Raw genomic sequence first — 15341 nt, 5'->3', positions numbered from 1 at the left:
CGGGAGGCAAGAAGCCCCGATCTTCGCAACCAGCCTCAGACTGGTGCGGACCGTCCGACTGCCCTGGTGCGTTCTCGCCGTCCGTCCCGCCTGGATCGCCCCCACGGCCAGGTTTCCCTGCGTGTGCTCAGCGGGCTGCTGGCTTTACTGGGCGCCGGATTGGTAGCCCAACTGTCGAGGCCTGGGGTGGAGGCCCCGCCGCTTCCCCCGCCCGCCCTCTCCCAGCCCGCTGCCCCGTCGTCAGCATTGGAGGCGTCTCTGCTGCAGCAATTGGCTGTGGCCGATCAGCAGTGGATCCCCAGGGCAGAAACCCTTGCCAACGGTGCAATCCGTTACCACTACCGCCGCCGCGCCGATCAACCGACGCTTTCAGTGGCTGAGCTGCGTGCCCTGATCGCCAATCCCCCCAGCTTTGGAGTGGAGCGGCAGGCGATTGCTGAACTGCTGAGCGTGTTGGCGACAGCGGGGGTGCGCCTGGAGCTCACCGAGCCGCACAAGCTGGGGGCGGCGGGTGAATGGGATCCCCAGGCGCGCACGCTGCGCATCCAGCCCCGGGTGGTGGAGAAGGGCAGTGCGGAATTCGCCACGGTGCTCAACCATGAGGCCATTCATGTGGCCCAGAGCTGCCGCAACCGGGGGGTGCGCTCCAGTCCGCGGCTGCTGGGTCTGCCTACCGCCTTGCCGGCCCACCTGGCGGGGGTGCTTAATGATCCGGTGTACCGCCAGGCCTCAGCCCACGAACAGCAGCTCGAGCGGGAGGCCTATGCCAACCAGGCTCAATCGGGTCTGGGTGCCCAACTGGTGCGCCAGCACTGTTAAGGGTTCTGCCCGGCCAGCCATTCACTCTCCAGCAGCATGTTGAACTGCAGCAACTGGGCGTCGCTGAGCTGCTGGCGGCTGGTGAGGGAGAAGTGCTGCTCGAGAAAGGCCCGGCCCTGGCCGGGATCCCATTGCAACTGTCCCAGCAGCGCGTCGCACTGGCTGAGCAGCTCCCGGCGCCGCAGCGGAGCCGGGGCGGTGGCTGGATCCGTGCCCGGTGCAAATCCCTCCAGGGCTTGGAGGTAGGCCAGCAGATCGCCGTAGCTGGTGAGGCGATTGCGGTTGGGGTGGTTGAACACCCGCTCCAGGTAAATCGCCTCCTGGTCGCGGTCCCAGCCGAGCCGTTGCAGTTCCAGATCCAGTCGGGCCAGTTCGCTGCTCCAGTCCTCCGGATCGGCAGGGGGTTCCTCGGCGAGCTGGGCGGCCGGCGGGCTCGGCTGCTCTTGGTGTGGCGGCGGGCTGGGCGTTGGGTTGCTGGGCAGGGCTGATGGGGTTGCTGAAGCGGGTGCTGGAGTCGCTGCGGCTGCTGGCGGGGTTTTGGGGGTGAGGCGAGCTGCCAGGCGTTGGCGGGCCCTGTCTTCGGCCTCCTCCGCCGTGGCGGCTTCCCCAAGGGCACCGTCGACGAGCGTGCCGCCGCGCCGCGCCTGCACCAGCACCACCCGGCTGCCGTGGTCGGCATGCACCAGTTGGACCTCCAGCTGTGACTCCTCCAATTGCTGTAAACCCTCCACGAGCTGTGAATCCTGCAGCGGGCGGCTCAGGGTGTCTTTCTAGACTGCTTTTCATCTTGGCCCGCTGCAGCCCGTGGAAGCCGAGTCGATCCAGTCCCTCACTCCCCTGATCAACCAGGCCGATCAGTGGAAAGAGGTGCTGCTGCTGCTGCCCTTGCTGGTGGCGCTCGAGGCCGTGCTTTCCGCCGACAACGCCATTGCCCTGGCGGCGATCGCCCGTGGCCTGGAGGATCCGGCGCGTCAGCGCCAGGCTCTCAACCTGGGCCTGGCGCTGGCGCTGGTGTTTCGTCTCGGCCTGATTGTGGCGGCTCAGTGGGTGCTGAATTTCTGGCCGTTGCAGCTGGCGGCAGCGGGGTATCTGCTGTGGCTCTGCGGCCGGCATCTGCTGCTGGTGTGGTCGGAGCCCGGAGATGGGGCTGAATCCAGTGATTTGGCCACAGCCGGCGCTGGTGCCGAAGGCTCCGGTGGATCAACCCATCCCGGCTCGCTCCACCACGCCGGCCTCGGCTCGATCGTGGCCACCCTGGCCCTCACCGACCTCGCCTTCTCCCTCGACAGCGTGGCTGCGGCGGTGGCGGTGAGTGATCGTTTGCTGCTGGTGATGGTGGGTGGTGTGATCGGAGTGATTGCCCTGCGGCTCACCGCCGAGCTGTTCATCCGTTGGCTGGAGGTGTACCGGCACCTCGAGACCGCCGGCTACCTGGCGGTGGGTCTGGTGGGGATTCGGCTGTTGCTGCGGCTTGGTCTGCCCCAGGTGGTGCCGCCGGAATGGGTGCTGCTGCTTGTGGTAGCGGCCCTCTTCGCCTGGGGCTTCTCGGCGCGCAACGCCCCACTGGAAATACCGCCCGAGCCATGAGGGTGGAGCTGCGCCAGATCGGCAGCGATCAGCTGCTCGATGCCCTGGAGGTGGCCGAGCTTGGTGAGGTGCCCCAGCCCGGCCGTTGGCTGGAGGCGGCTGGCCGTAGTTTTCTGGTGCTGCAGCGCCGCCACCGCTACCAGCTGCGCAATGGCCGCTATGAACTCGCCTCCGTGGCGCTCCAAGTAAAGGCCCAGCGGCGGCCCGCCGATGCCCGCTGGTGGCAGAACCAATGGGTGATCGGCGATCCCAGCTGCCGTTTCAACGCCCGTAGCCCGCTGCTGCGCTGCGCCGTGCTGCCCGATGGCCCCTGCGAGCGCTGCAGCCACTTCGCCGTGGCGGGCGCTGCCGGCCATGGCTGAACCAGAGCAGCCGGTCTGGATCACGGGGCGCCTGATCCGGGGTTATGGCGTCGCCTCTGGGCGCGATCCCGGCTCCCCCTACCCGGCCGGCACCATCAGCCTGCAGCGCCCCCTGTTTGCCCAGCGGGGCCTGGATCTGTCTGACTGTTTCGCCGGCACCCTCAACCTCAGCCTGGCACCCCTGGAGTTGCGCAGCGAGCACCCCGACCACTGCTTTGAGCAGCTCCTTTGGACCGATCGCCATCCGCCGGAGACCTTTCGGTTTTGGCGTGTGCTGGTGCGCTGCGGCGACTCCCCTGCCGTGGAGGGGTGGATCTATCAGCCCGATCCGCAGACCAAACAACGCCACGGGCAGCCGCCCCAGGTGGTGGAAGTGCTGGCGCCGCCGCTGGAGGGGATTGCGCCCGGTGTGGAGATCGCCCTCGGGGTGGACCCAAACCGCCTCTGGACTATCGAAGGCACCCGCCTGTGGGCGCGCCTGCTGGAGTTTTTCAAATTTCGGGTGTTGGCAGCCCAGGACGCTTTCTTCCGCGACTGGCGCGATTCCCCCAGCGATGCCGTGGATCCGGCCCGTCTGCGGCTGTGGCTTCTGGGGGCCTGGCCCGAGGCTCTGGCCCTCTGCGACAGGGATCTGCTGGCCATCTGTGACCAGGCCTGGCGGCTCTATGGCCCCTGACAGGGGTGCGGTCCGTTGCCCAGGTCCCCCCTAGGGTGGAGAATCCCGCAGAGCCGGCGATCCGTCAGTCCCCTCCCCGATCCCGCACCGCAACGGCCATCTCCAGCCCAGCAGCCGTTTCCAGTCATCCGGCCGTTGCCAGTCTCCAGGAGCCTGACAGTCTCGTGAGGGCTGCTAGCGAGGTGCAGGCTGCTAGCCAGTCGCAGGCTGCCGCTGATCCAGCAACCAGCACGGCGTTGGTCGACTTTGCCTCCTTCGGACTGGGTGAGCCGATCCTCAAGGCGGTGACCGAAAAGGGCTACACCAAGCCGTCGCCGATCCAGGGCCAGTGCATTCCGGCCGTGTTGGCGGGCCACGACGTGATGGCGGCCGCCCAGACCGGCACCGGCAAAACCGCTGGATTCACCCTGCCGATGCTGGAGCGGCTGCGCCATGGCCCCCATGCGCGCGGCGGTGTGGTGCGTTCGCTGGTGCTCACCCCTACCCGCGAGCTGGCGGCCCAGGTGGCCGAGAGCGTGCGGGCCTATGGCCGCTACCTCGACCTGCGCAGCGACGTGGTGTTCGGCGGCGTGAAGGTCAACCCCCAGATCAGCCGGTTGCAGAAGGGCACCGATGTGCTCGTGGCCACACCGGGCCGCTTGATGGATCTCTACCAGCAGCGGGCCCTGCGGCTCGATCGGGTTGAGATCCTGGTGCTCGATGAGGCGGATCGGATGCTCGATATGGGCTTCATCCGTGACATCCAGAAAATCCTGGCGCTGCTGCCTCCCAAGCGTCAAAACCTGCTCTTTTCAGCCACCTTCTCCGGTGATATCCGGCGCCTGGCCACTGGACTGCTGCACAACCCGGTGCAGCTCCAGGCCACTCCGGAAAACCGCACGGCCCCCACGGTGGAGCACCTGCTGCATCCCTGTGACATGGATCGCAAGGCGGATCTGCTCAGCCACCTGATCCGCAGCAACGATTGGCAGCAGGTTCTGGTGTTTTCCCGCACCAAGCACGGCGCCAACCGGATGGCCGAGCGGCTCAGCCGCGAAGGCATGTCGGCGGCCGCCATCCACGGCAACAAGAGCCAGGGGGCACGCACCCGGGCCCTCGCCGACTTCAAGGCCGGCACGTTGCGGGTGCTGGTGGCCACCGACCTGGCTGCCCGGGGCATCGACATCCACCAGCTGCCCCACGTGGTCAACCTGGATCTGCCCAACCAGGCCGAGGACTATGTGCACAGGATCGGCCGCACCGGTCGGGCCGGCTACAACGGCCACGCCATTTCCCTGGTGGCGGCCGAAGAGAGTGAGCTGCTGCGTGCCATCGAGCGCATGATCGGCACCCGCCTGCCGCGTCAGGAGGTGCCCGGCTTCGAACCCAAGGTGCTCTCCGCTCCACCTCTCGATCTCAGTGGCGGCCGGGGTCGCGGCGGACGCCGCCCCTCCTCCTCCCGACCCGACGCCTCCCCCCAGGGGGCCCGCCGTGAGGGCCGTCGCAGTCCGCGCGCTCCTGGCGCGCGACGCTGAACGGCAGCAGTCGCGCTGAACGGCAGCAATGGACACACCGGCTGCGGTGGGTCTCCGCTCGGATGGTGCGGTTGAGACGTTTGACATGCCCTACGAGCCCGGATCCCCGGAGTGCCGCGTGCTGATCGATTGCAAGGGGCAGATTGAGGCGATGCTCCTGGCCCTTGGGCGCATCGACAACAGCCAGCACATCCGCGACCAGCTGGTGTCGGTGCACAACCAGCTGGAGGGCCTCCATGGGCTTTACCGCAAGGAGATTGGCTTGGGCTGATCGCGATCAGCTGGCCTCGGTGATCCGCTCCATCTGGAGGCACTGACAGGTGGCGTAGGCACTGGCCAGCGTGGCGACCCTGCGGCGCTGCTTGGGTTGTTGTTCGTGGCTGACCACGTAGCGACCCGACGTCTCCCGGTAGATCAGGCAGCCCTGGCCTGTTTCACCGACATAGGACAGCTCGCTTCCCATGGATCCTCAGCAAAGTCTCCACCCTCTGTAGCGACCTTGGGGGATCAGGAAAAGTGTGCGAGCCCTAACAACACAGAACGTAAGCCATGCCGTCATGGAGCTTCATGCGGAGCCCAGGCGATCGCCAGGCTGGGCCGCGAGCTGTTGGAGCAGGCTGCCGCCCCGGGCGGTCGCCTTGCCCTCCAGCTGGGCTTCACGAACCAGCACAGGGCAACCACCGGTGGCCACCACCAGGCCTGTGCTTGCTAGCAGCGCCAGCACCGTGCCTGGGGCAACGGCCGCTGCCGGCTGAGCTGGTGCGGCTCCGCTGCTGGAGGCAAGTGCCGCCTGGGCTTCGGGGCTCAGCTGCTCGGCAAGGCGAGCCACCAGCGGCTCGGTGCTGAGCAGTTTCAGCCGTTTGCCCCGCCAGCTGGTGTGGGCTGCGGGATAGAGACCCATCACCCGCCGGTGGATCGCCAGGGCGGAAGCGCTCCAGTCGATCACCGCGTCGTCTTTGGTCAGCATGCGGGCGATGGTGAGCCCCGCCTCCCCCTGGGGGCGCACTCCCAATCGGGTCAGCCGTTCGGTTTCCGGGCCCGTGCCAGCGGCCTCGATCCGGGGCAGGGCTTCAACGAGCAGCTCGGCGCTGAGCTGGGCCAGCCGCTGCCCCAGCTGTTGGGCGTTCTCCCGCAGACCGATGGCGAGGCTGCGCTCCAGCAACACCGGACCGGTGTCGAGCCCCACCTCCATGGCCATGATCCCCACGCCGGTTTCGGCGTCGCCCTCCAGCAGGCACCACTGGATGGGCCCGGCGCCGCGCCAACGGGGCAGCAGGGAGCCGTGGGCGTTCCAGCAGCCCAGGGGGGGCTGGGCCAGCACCTCGGGCGGCAGGATCTGACCGAACGCCACCACCACTGAGACGTCGGCGCCCAGGGCCGCGAGCTGCTGCTGGCAGGCTTGATCCCGCCGGATCCTTTCCGGCGTGAACACCGGAATCCCGAGCTCCAGGGCTCTTGCCTTCATTGGGCTGGGCTGCAGCTCCTTGCCGCGCCCACGGCGACGATCCGGCTGGCTCACCGCCCCCACCAGGGTGTGACCGGCAGCCACCAGAGCCTCCAGGCTGGGCACGGCGTAGGCAGGGGTGCCCCAGAACAGGATCTTCACAACAGCGACCTCAGGGCCCGTTCAGAACTGGGGGGTCAGGCTTCGCCGGTGATGGAGAGACCTTCCACCCAGACGTAGGGGCAGAGGCCATCGGGGGTCACCTTGGCCTCGCCCTCAAACCCGACGATCGCCTGGAGCAGCGTGCGGATGTCACCGGCCACGGTGGCGGCTTCGATCGAGCGGCTGTTACCGCCCTGCACCAGCCAGCCATCGAAGGGCAGGGAGAAGGAGCCCTGGCTGGCCTTGACGCCGGCGTGCAGGGCGGAGAGGGAATCGATCACCACCACGGGCCCGTCGTGGCCGAGGCGGTTGAGGCCCTGCTGGCCACCGCCACTGCCCGGGGTGGCGCCGATCTCCAACCAGTCGACCCCCACCGACACCTTGGCCCCCATGCCGGCATGGCCGGTGGGGGGCACACCGAAGGCCCGGGCCGTGGCCTCCGAGTGCAGGAAATGCCGCAGCACCCCGCCGTCCACCAGGTCGAGGGGAGCGGTGGGTGTGCCCTCGCCATCGAAGGCTGAGGCGCCCACGTTGCCGGGGTGCAGGCCGTTGTCGCGGATGCTGAGGAATGGCACCGCCAGGGTTTGGCCCAGGGAATCGCGCTGGCTGAGGCTGACGCCATCGAGCACCGCCCTGGCGTTGAACAGGCTGCTGAAGGCGCCGATCAGATCCAGGAATGCCTCGGGGCTGAACACGCAGGTGTAGTGGCCGGTCTCGATCGGGGCGTAGTCGAGGTGGGCAATGGTGCGCTGGGCGGCTTCGTCGATGCAGCCTTGGATGTCGAGGTTGGCGGTGCCGTAGGCCAGGCGCACCGCGCCCGAGCTGCGGGGCTTGCGGCCGGCTTCCTCGGCCCGGGCGTAGAGATACAGGCTGGCTGTGGTAATGCGCTGGTGGCGGCAGGCCCCCTCGCTGTTGAGGTAAAGCCGCTCGCTGCTGCGCTGGGCCAGGCCGTTGTAGGGCACGGTGCCGATGGCGGCATGGCGATCGAGCAGTTGCCGTTCGGCCTGCTTGAGGGTCTCAAGCAGGGTGAGGATCGGCTGGGGCTCATGCAGGGGCTGCTCCAGGCTGGCCAGGGGGGCCGTGGCCAGGGGCGAGAAGGCCGGGGTCTCATCGGCGTTGCCAAAGGCGCTGGCGTCGCGGGCACCGGCGAGGGCCCGGGCCAGACCTGCGTCGCTGAGGTCGGATGTGCTGGTGATGCCCACCAGGCCATCGCCGTTCCACACCCTCACGGTGATGGCGCTGCGCTGGGCCCCTTTCATCTGTTTGGCCTCGCCGCGGTCGACCTGCACGGAGGTGTCGGTGCTGCAGGAGGCGCCTAGATCCCACTGCTGGATGCCGGTCTGCTGGGCCAGCTGCTGGAGGCGGCTGCTCAGGGCCTCGGCATTGAGGCCGGCGGAGGTGGCCATCGTCAGCGGCCCCCCACGGTGATCGAGTCGACTTTGATGTGGGGCTGGCCCACGGTGACGTAGACACTGCCGCTGACGGAGCCGCAGAAGCCAGCCGCCAGTTCGAGGTCGTTGGCACACATCGAGATCCGGGGCATCACCTCCTTGGCTTCGCCGATCAGGGTGGCGCCTTTCACCGGCTTGGTGAGCTGGCCGTTTTCGATCAGGTAGCCCTCCTCCACAGCGAAGTTGAACTGGCCGGTGGGGCCGACGCTGCCGCCGCCCATCGATTTGCAGTAGAGCCCTTTGTCGACCGAGGCGATCAGTTGGTCGGGCGTGTACGGACCGGCGGCAATGAAGGTGTTGCGCATGCGGCTGGCGGCGGCGAAGGCATGGCTCTGGCGCCGGCCACTGCCGGTGCGGCCATGGCCGGTGCGCCGTTCGCCGGCGCGATCGCTGAGAAAGCGTTTGAGGATGCCGTTTTCAATCAGCACCGTGCGCTGGGGCTCCATTCCCTCGTCGTCCATGGACAGGGAGCCGAAGGCGCCGTCGGTGAGGCCTTCGTCGATGGCCGTCACCGCTGCGTGGGCGATGGGCTCGCCCACCTTGTCGGCAAAGGGGGTGGTGCCGCGCTCCACCTGGGTGGTTTCCAGCAGGTGGCCGCAGGCCTCGTGGAAGATCACGCCACCGAAGCGGTTGGCCAGCACCGCCGGCATCTGGCCGGCTTCCACGTAGTCGGCGTAGAGCATGGTGCCAACGCTGGCGCACACGTCCTGGGCTGACGCGTCCGCATCCCAGGCGCGCAGGTCGTCGGGACGGCCGGAGGTGCCGTAGCGGCGGCCGAGGCCGGCGCGGTGGTCGCCATCGGCGGCGAGGACGTTCAGGCCCAGGGATTGGTGAAGGCGGATGTCGCGGGCGAAGGTGCCGTCGCTGGCGGCCACCAGCACGGCTTGCCAGTCGCGGGAGTAGCTGCCCCGGCGCGCCTGCAGGTGGCGGCCGTGGTGGGCCAGGCGGCCCGTGCCGTCCAGCAGCTTCAGCGTGGCCTCCGCCAAGGAGGGGCAGCGTTCCAGCCAGTCGGCCTTGGCGGCGGCAAAGTCGCGCAGGGTACCGAGGCCGTCGAACTGGGCGGCGGGGGCGCTGCTGCGCAGCAGCCCGAGCATGCCCAGGGCCTGATCAAGGGCCTGGAGCAGGCCGGAGTCGCTCAGGTCGTTGGTGCTGACGAAGCCATCCCGATCGCCCCGAAACACCCGGATCCCGGCCCCCATGCCGAAGGACGGACTGACACTGGTGATGGTCTCCTGCTCGGCCAGCACCCCGAGGTGATCGGTGCGCTCCAGAAAGATCTCCACCAGATCGGCCCCAGCCCCCTGCCCTACCGCCAACAGGCTTTCGAGACGGGGCTGCCAGGCCAGGTCAAAGGCGTCGGGTGCGGAGGCAACCAAAAGAGATCAGCGATGGGGGGCAAAAGGGTTGGGCCGCAGAGGCCTCAGCGCACCGAGGCTTGGAACTGCTCGCTGCGGATCGGGGCCATCAAATAGAGCTTGGCCATCTCGGCGCCATTGGCGATCCAATAGGGCAGCTTGCGCAGCACCTTGATCGGGGCCGGAGCCGAGCTGGCATCGGCCTCGCTCAACTTGGTGTTGTTGCTCACCAGCCGCTCCAGCCGGGTGTAGAACTTCGGATGCTCCACATTCAGCACCACCGGGAAGACCCGGGCGGACGTTTCGTTGGTTTTGGCGATCACGTACTTGTCGTAGTCACGGGCATCCAGGCCCAGGGCCTCATAAAACTCCTTGCGGGCCACGTCGCGCACATACATGGTGGCGAACACCGCCAGCAGGAAGAAGCGGCACCAGAGGCGGGCGGTCAGGCCACGCACCGTGTCGGGCTGGGCCTTCATCAGGGCGTCGAAGAAGTCGCCGTGGCGGTTCTCGTCCTGGCACCAGTTTTCAAAGAAGTTGAAGATTGGGAAAATCTTGCTGTCGGGATTCTTCTCGAGGTGACGGAAGATCGCGATGTAGCGCCAGTAGCCAATCTTCTCGCTCAGGTAGGTGGCATAGAAGATGAACTTGGGCTTGAAGTGGGTGTAGGCCTTGCTGGCAGTCAGAAAGCCAAGATCCAATTGCAGGCCGAAATCACCCATGGCCTTGTTGAGGAAGCCGGCGTGGCGGGCTTCATCACGGGCCATGTGGGCGAAGCACTCCGCCAGCAGGGGGTTCTTGTCTTTGATGCGGCGGCTGAGCTCCTTGTAGAGCAGGAAGCCAGAAAACTCCGAGGTGCAGCTCTGCTCCAGAAACTCGATGAACACCTGGCGGGTTTCAGGATCGAGCTTGTCGGCGGCGCCTTCAAACTCCGCGTTGCGCACGAAGTGGTGGCGGTTGTAGTCCTTGCGGAACTCCTCGCAGATCGCTTCCAGCTCAACGGCATTGGGGCGCAGATCCATCGCCGCCATGGCGTCGAAATCCGTGGTGTAGAACCGCGGGGTCAGGATCGTGTCCTTGACCGGATCCTTGATGGCCGGTGCAGCTGGGCTGGCAAGTGCGGCGGGAGGAACCATTGAGCGTTGCGGCTTACGGCAGTGAGGTCATCGTAGAGGGACCGCCCGTCAGTTCGGGCCCAGCCATTTCTGACCGTTTAGCCGCTGCACCAGCCGGGATACCAGCAGCGCCAGGCTCATTTTCTTCTCATCGATCAGAAAGGACTCCAGCAGGCTCGGCTCACTGCCGGCTTCGGCCACGGCCACGGTTTTGGGGGAATTGATGTCCGCTGTGGTGAAGCACAGCCAGAAACGCCGCTCCCCGGGCAGCTCGCCTTTCACCATCCAGCAGTCCGCGCCCACCACGGGCATCGGACCTTGCTCGAAGGCCAGCTCGGGGGCCGGACCGCCGTACCCCTGGATCTCCTCAGCCAAAGCGGGGAGCAGCAGCTCGGGCACAAACGTGGCAAACGGCTGGTCTTCCGGGGCCGGTGGCTTGGCTTTGGCGGCTGGCTGGGCGGATTCGCTCACCGGTGCAGGCCCCTTTTGGCTTCTGCGCCGACTCTACGCAGATCGCGCTCACCAGTCGTCGCCGCCGGGGTTGTCCCAGCCGTCGCCCACGGCGCTGGTTTGGGGCGTGGCGCTAGCGGGCTCGGCGGCAGCTGCTGAGCGGCCCTTGCGGATCACCCGGAACGGCACCGCCACGGTGGGTGCAGGATCGCCGGGTGGACGTTGTGGCCCGGCGGCCTGCCGGGGTGGTGGCGGGGGCGCTGCCGCTTGGGGCGGTTCCTCCCAGGACTCCACCGGGTCGCGGGGTTCGCGCCGCACCTGGCGGCGCAGCGAGACCGGCCCCGTTTGCAGGGCCAAGGCGGCGGCGGCAGCGCTGAGGCCGGCGCCACCGCCGGCGGCCAGGGCGATCCAGGCCCCGATCGGCAGTGCTGGGGTGCTCCAGATCAGCAGCCGCAAGGCTTGGTTGGGCCTGGGGTTGAGGGCAGCCACCAGCAGCACCAGCAGCAGCGGGGCGAGCAGGGGGAGCAGCAGTAGGCGTTGCAGCAGGGCCAACCTAGGCGGAAGGGTCGTCCGGGGATCCTGGCTGGTGGGGCGGCCCCTGCCAACGGCGCAGGCTGCCGAGCTCGTAGCCGAGCACGTCAAACACCCGGATCACCAGGAAATCAACCATGTCGTCGATGGTCTGGGGTTGGTGGTACCAGGCGGGCACCGGTGGGGCGATGCGGGCGCCGGCCTCGGCCAGGGTTGTGAGGTTGCGCAGGTGAATCAGGCTCCAGGGTGTTTCCCGTGGGCAGATCACCAGGGGGCGTCCCTCCTTGAGATGCACATCGGCGGCGCGCTCCACCAGATCCAGAGCCACGCCGGAGGCGATGCGACCAACGGTGCCCATCGAGGCGGGCAGGATCACCATGCCGCGGGTGCGGAAGCTGCCGCTGGCAATGCCGGCAGCTTGGTCGTTCCAGCGGTGGCAGCGCAGCTGGCCGGAGCGGACACCGGTGCGCTCGCGCCAGAACGCTTCCTGGGCCGCAGGCTCCGAGGGCACCCTCAGGCCCAGCTCCGCCTGCCACACGCCAATGGCGCCGCGGGAGGTGACCAACTCCACCGACTCGCCGGCCTCAAGCAGCAGCTGCAGGGCCCGCTGCGCCAGCGGTTGAGCCGAGGCGCCGGAGACAGCCAGCACCACCGGCCCGCTTCCGGCCGCAGGGGTCATGGCTCAGGCCTCGCTCAACACCGGTATCGGCGCAAACGGATCGTGGTCATGTTCGAGAGCGCGGGCGTCATCGGCGTCATCGGCCCCCTCGGCCAGCCCGTCCCCGTCGGCCATCACGCCTTCGGGTAGCACCACGGCCAGATCGATCTGATGGCGCAGGGCATCCACCTTCTGGATCTCCACCTCCACCTGGTCGCCGAGCATGTAGGTGCGGCGGTTCTTGCGTCCCACCAGCCTGTTCTGGCGCGAGCGGTATTCGTACCAGTCGTCTTTGAGGGAGCTGACGTGCACCAGACCCTCCACCTGGGAGGGGGGGACTTCGACGAAGAAGCCGTAGCTCTGCACGCCGCTGATCACACCAGGGAGCACCTGGCCCACCAGCGGCTCGGCCTGGCGGGCCTGCAGCATCGCCAGCAGGTCGGCCTGGAGTTCGGCCAGGAAACGGCGCCGGCCATTGAGGCGTTGCACCAGCCCATGCTCCTGGGCCTCCAGGAAGGGGGTGAGCTGGCTGGGGGCCAGCAGCGGCCAGTCGATGGCGCCGTGGCAGGCATCGGAGGCCAGGTCGACGGTGGTTTTGTGGCGCACGCTTGGGCGATCCTTGCCCTCGGTGAGCAGCAGCACCAGCAGCTGCTGGTTCCAGATGTCCGCGTAATGGAGGGTCGGGCAGCACCACGGGGCCAGGGCCGCATCCTCCTCTAGCCGACCCGATAGGGCATGGGCGCCGGGGGCGCTGCTCAGCTGAATCGGCTTGAGGATGGCCTGCAGCTGCTGCTGCAGAGGCCGGCTGCGATCGGTGCCGGCGAAGGCGGCCGCCAGTTCGGCCCCACTGGCGTTGCCCTCCTCGCTCAATTCGAGGGGGATGTCGAGGGCGAGGGCCGAGCGGGCGACGTCGTTGAGGTCGTTGGCGTCGGCGGGGGCGTTGGTGGCGTAAACCGCTGGCAGCTCGAGGGTCTGGAGGTGCTGGCCCAGGGCCTGCTCGGCCACCAGCACCGCTTCGCGCAGCAGCGCCAGGGGATGGTGGGGTTCGAGGGTCACCATCCAGCCCTCCAGGGGAGCATCAGGACCTGGCACCGCCAGGTCGCCGAGGCTGTCGATGGCGGGCAGCGGCAGGTTGAGGTCGAGGGAGCCGGCCGCCTGACGTTGTTGACGCAGCAGGCCGGTGACAGCGATCAGCTGCTCCAGCAGGGGCAGCTGATCTTTAAGTCCCTTGAGGGCCGCCGGCACGGTGCGGCTCTTGGGCTTGCGATCCCCCAGGGCGGTCAGGGCTTCAAGGCCCGCGGCGGCTACCGGCTGGATCTGGCTGCGGCAGAAGCGGTAGTGCTCCAGCTTGCCGTCGGTGCTGAGCTCCAGGCTCACCGACAGGGCTGCCTGCACCTCGCCCACCTTGAAGGCGCTGGCCTTGGCCAGGGCTGGACTGAGCAGGGGCAGCCACTGTCGGCCCACGCAGTAGGCATCGGCCTGGTTGCGGAGCCAGGCGTCGAGGGCGGTGCCGTTGGCGAAGCGCTCCGCGATGGCCGGGGTATGCACCCACAGGGTCCAGCCGCCTTCACGCTCCTCAAGGGCCAGGGCCGGCAGTCCCGGGGCTTCCTTGCCGCTCCACGGTTCCAGCAGCAGGGCTGCTTGGCCGGTGAGGTCGGTGCGCTCTTTGGCTGCCAGGGCCTTGAGGGTGGCCCGAGGGGGCTGGGGACGGTTGTGAAGCCGGTGCTTGGTGAGTAGCAGATCGAGGTCGGCGGCCTCGCCGCCGTTCACGGGCAGGCACCGGGCCACGTGGCCTAGGGGTGCAAACTGGCCCACTGGATAGCGGTCTACCAGCACCTCCACCACCGAGCTCTGCTCGCTGTCGAGATGGGTGGCATCACCGGCCGGCAGTTCCACAGCGGTCAGCAGCCGGTCGTCGAGGGGGGTGGCCACCAACCGCTCCTCCTGCTGCTCCACCTGGGCCAGCAGCGAGGTGGTGTGCCGCTCGAGGATGCACTGCACGCCCCCTTCCGGAGAGCGGCGCCGTCCGCCTTCGCGGGTCACCTTTACCAGCACCCTATCGCCGTTCCAGGCGTGGTTGAGCTGGTGATCGCGGATGTAGATGTCTTCGCCGCCGTCTTCCCGCAGGGCGAAGCAGAAGCCTTTGCTGGAGCAGCGCAGCCGCGCGGGAATCAGCTCGGGGTCCTCGCGCCGGGCGATGCCGGCATCGCTGATTTCCACCAGCCCCAGCTTGGTGAGTCCGTCGAGCCCGATCTGCAGCTGCTGCTTTTCAGCTTTCTGGCTCAGGCCAAGGGCCTTTTCGAGCTTGGTCAGTGGCAGGGCTTCATGGGCGGGAAGCTGGTCGAGCAGGTCGGCGACCGTGAACTTCATCGGTGGGAGGGCTGGTTGGCTGTGGGCCACCCAGGAATGCCCCGGGTTGCAGGGGCGGGCGGCGAGGGGATGAAGGCGGCTGATGGCGGACTGGGCTCGGAGCGATGCCCACGGCCACCAAAACCTTCATTTCAAATGTTAGTCGGCTGAGGGATCCTCAGCCGCGGCGGCCGCCGCGACGGTCTTTTCGCCCTCTTCGCCGCTGGAGCGCTGGATCAGCCGCACGCCGATCACCAGGAAGCCCACCGAGGCCGCCAGTTGCAGCGCATTGGTGGGGATCACGGCCGAGAGGGATCCGCCCGCCGCTGCCCCCAGCAGGCTGGCCAGCACCAAAGCCAGGGAGCTACCAGCGAAGACCGCCCCGGGGCGGGTCGAGGTGCCGCTGATGGTGACGATGGCCAGCTGGGTCTTGTCCCCCAATTCGGCCAGGAACACAGTGACGAAGGTGGATGCGAGCAGGGCGAGCGGCAGGGCGGACACGGTCGTTCAGCTGAGGGGGAGTTCGGAGGGAGAGGGCACCAGCCCCAGCACGGCCTGACGGCCCAGCCAGAGCCCCAGGGCCACCATCAGGATTCCCGCCAGGCGTTCCAGCTGCTGCGGCGGCATCACCCGCGCCAGCCAGCGGCCCAGAAGCACCCCCACCAGGCTGGAGCTGATCAGGGCCAGGGAGGCCCCCACAAACACCACCACCGGACGTCCCGACTGGGCCGACAGCAGCAGGGCGGCGAGCTGGGTCTTGTCGCCCAGCTCTGCCAGGAACACCGTGGTGAAGGTCGTCAAAAAGACCGCACCCCAGGTGCCGGCTGGGGCGGGTTTGGGGAGCTCGCTGTCGTTGCTCATGGGAGTG

Annotated in this window: 18 protein-coding genes; 6 read left to right on the top strand and 12 right to left on the bottom strand. The window is 68.2% G+C overall.

Features of this window, described 5'->3' with window-relative positions:
- Window positions 1–66 precede the first annotated feature (66 nt).
- Window positions 67–819 carry a hypothetical protein gene (locus KBY65_RS01025; protein ID WP_254987075.1) on the top strand — a complete coding sequence of 251 codons (753 nt, stop codon included), beginning with the start codon at window positions 67–69 and terminating at the stop codon, window positions 817–819.
- Here the strand turns inward: KBY65_RS01025 and KBY65_RS01020 are convergent.
- A complete protein-coding gene (locus KBY65_RS01020; RefSeq protein ID WP_254987076.1) occupies window positions 816–1532 on the bottom strand; it encodes a hypothetical protein in 717 nt (238 codons plus the stop codon). The two genes, KBY65_RS01025 and KBY65_RS01020, sit on opposite strands and share 4 nt — an antisense overlap.
- A 91-nt stretch (window positions 1533–1623) precedes the next feature.
- Here KBY65_RS01020 and KBY65_RS01015 point away from each other — a divergent pair, with 91 nt between their 5' ends.
- From KBY65_RS01015 to KBY65_RS00995, 5 genes are all read left to right on the top strand, one after another.
- On the top strand, window positions 1624–2406 hold the full coding sequence (locus KBY65_RS01015; RefSeq protein WP_255000170.1) for a TerC family protein: 783 nt from the start codon (window positions 1624–1626) through the stop codon (window positions 2404–2406).
- Complete coding sequence (locus KBY65_RS01010; protein ID WP_094559289.1) at window positions 2403–2768, top strand: DUF6464 family protein; 366 nt, start codon at window positions 2403–2405, stop codon at window positions 2766–2768. Before KBY65_RS01015 ends, KBY65_RS01010 begins: the two co-directional genes overlap by 4 nt.
- Window positions 2761–3444, top strand: a complete 684-nt coding sequence (locus KBY65_RS01005; protein WP_255000169.1) for a hypothetical protein — start codon at window positions 2761–2763, stop codon at window positions 3442–3444. Before KBY65_RS01010 ends, KBY65_RS01005 begins: the two co-directional genes overlap by 8 nt.
- A gap of 236 nt (window positions 3445–3680) precedes the next feature.
- A complete protein-coding gene (locus KBY65_RS01000; RefSeq protein WP_409996607.1) occupies window positions 3681–4958 on the top strand; it encodes a DEAD/DEAH box helicase in 1278 nt (425 codons plus the stop codon).
- Window positions 4959–5043: 85 nt separating this feature from the next.
- Window positions 5044–5229 (top strand): hypothetical protein, encoded by a 186-nt coding sequence (locus KBY65_RS00995; RefSeq protein WP_094559454.1) that lies wholly within the window; start codon window positions 5044–5046, stop codon window positions 5227–5229.
- 6 nt (window positions 5230–5235) lie between these two features.
- Here KBY65_RS00995 and KBY65_RS00990 read toward each other — a convergent pair whose 3' ends face one another.
- The 11 genes from KBY65_RS00990 to KBY65_RS00940 form a co-directional block, all read right to left on the bottom strand.
- Complete coding sequence (locus KBY65_RS00990) at window positions 5236–5421, bottom strand: hypothetical protein (protein WP_094559287.1); 186 nt, start codon at window positions 5419–5421, stop codon at window positions 5236–5238.
- A gap of 102 nt (window positions 5422–5523) precedes the next feature.
- The gene (gene fmt / locus KBY65_RS00985; protein ID WP_255000168.1) at window positions 5524–6564 is read right to left on the bottom strand and encodes a methionyl-tRNA formyltransferase; all 1041 of its coding nucleotides are present in this window, start codon (window positions 6562–6564) and stop codon (window positions 5524–5526) included.
- 35 nt (window positions 6565–6599) lie between these two features.
- Window positions 6600–7970: a TldD/PmbA family protein gene (locus KBY65_RS00980; RefSeq protein WP_255000166.1), complete on the bottom strand. Its 1371-nt coding sequence runs from the start codon at window positions 7968–7970 to the stop codon at window positions 6600–6602.
- A gap of 2 nt (window positions 7971–7972) precedes the next feature.
- The gene (locus KBY65_RS00975; RefSeq protein ID WP_255000165.1) at window positions 7973–9391 is read right to left on the bottom strand and encodes a TldD/PmbA family protein; all 1419 of its coding nucleotides are present in this window, start codon (window positions 9389–9391) and stop codon (window positions 7973–7975) included.
- A 44-nt stretch (window positions 9392–9435) separates the two neighbouring features.
- Window positions 9436–10506 carry a magnesium-protoporphyrin IX monomethyl ester (oxidative) cyclase gene (gene acsF / locus KBY65_RS00970; RefSeq protein ID WP_255000164.1) on the bottom strand — a complete coding sequence of 357 codons (1071 nt, stop codon included), beginning with the start codon at window positions 10504–10506 and terminating at the stop codon, window positions 9436–9438.
- Between the two features lie 48 nt (window positions 10507–10554).
- Window positions 10555–10956 (bottom strand): DUF2996 domain-containing protein, encoded by a 402-nt coding sequence (locus KBY65_RS00965; RefSeq protein WP_094559282.1) that lies wholly within the window; start codon window positions 10954–10956, stop codon window positions 10555–10557.
- Window positions 10957–11004: 48 nt separating this feature from the next.
- Window positions 11005–11487, bottom strand: coding sequence for a hypothetical protein (locus tag KBY65_RS00960; RefSeq protein WP_255000163.1), 483 nt, complete (start codon window positions 11485–11487; stop codon window positions 11005–11007).
- A gap of 1 nt (window position 11488) precedes the next feature.
- Window positions 11489–12145 carry a flavin prenyltransferase UbiX gene (locus KBY65_RS00955; RefSeq protein WP_094559280.1) on the bottom strand — a complete coding sequence of 219 codons (657 nt, stop codon included), beginning with the start codon at window positions 12143–12145 and terminating at the stop codon, window positions 11489–11491.
- 3 nt (window positions 12146–12148) lie between these two features.
- Window positions 12149–14494: an RNB domain-containing ribonuclease gene (locus KBY65_RS00950; RefSeq protein WP_255000162.1), complete on the bottom strand. Its 2346-nt coding sequence runs from the start codon at window positions 14492–14494 to the stop codon at window positions 12149–12151.
- Window positions 14495–14632: 138 nt separating this feature from the next.
- Window positions 14633–14965, bottom strand: coding sequence for a TMEM165/GDT1 family protein (locus KBY65_RS00945; protein ID WP_094559453.1), 333 nt, complete (start codon window positions 14963–14965; stop codon window positions 14633–14635).
- 15 nt (window positions 14966–14980) lie between these two features.
- Complete coding sequence (locus tag KBY65_RS00940; protein ID WP_094559278.1) at window positions 14981–15334, bottom strand: TMEM165/GDT1 family protein; 354 nt, start codon at window positions 15332–15334, stop codon at window positions 14981–14983.
- Between the last annotated feature and the right edge of the window lie 7 nt (window positions 15335–15341).

It is taken from the genome of Cyanobium sp. Alchichica 3B3-8F6 (assembly GCF_024346435.1).
GTDB lineage: Bacteria > Cyanobacteriota > Cyanobacteriia > PCC-6307 > Cyanobiaceae > Cyanobium_A.
The sequence above is the reverse complement of the archived record's forward strand: the minus strand, read 5'-3'. Positions and strand labels throughout refer to the sequence as shown.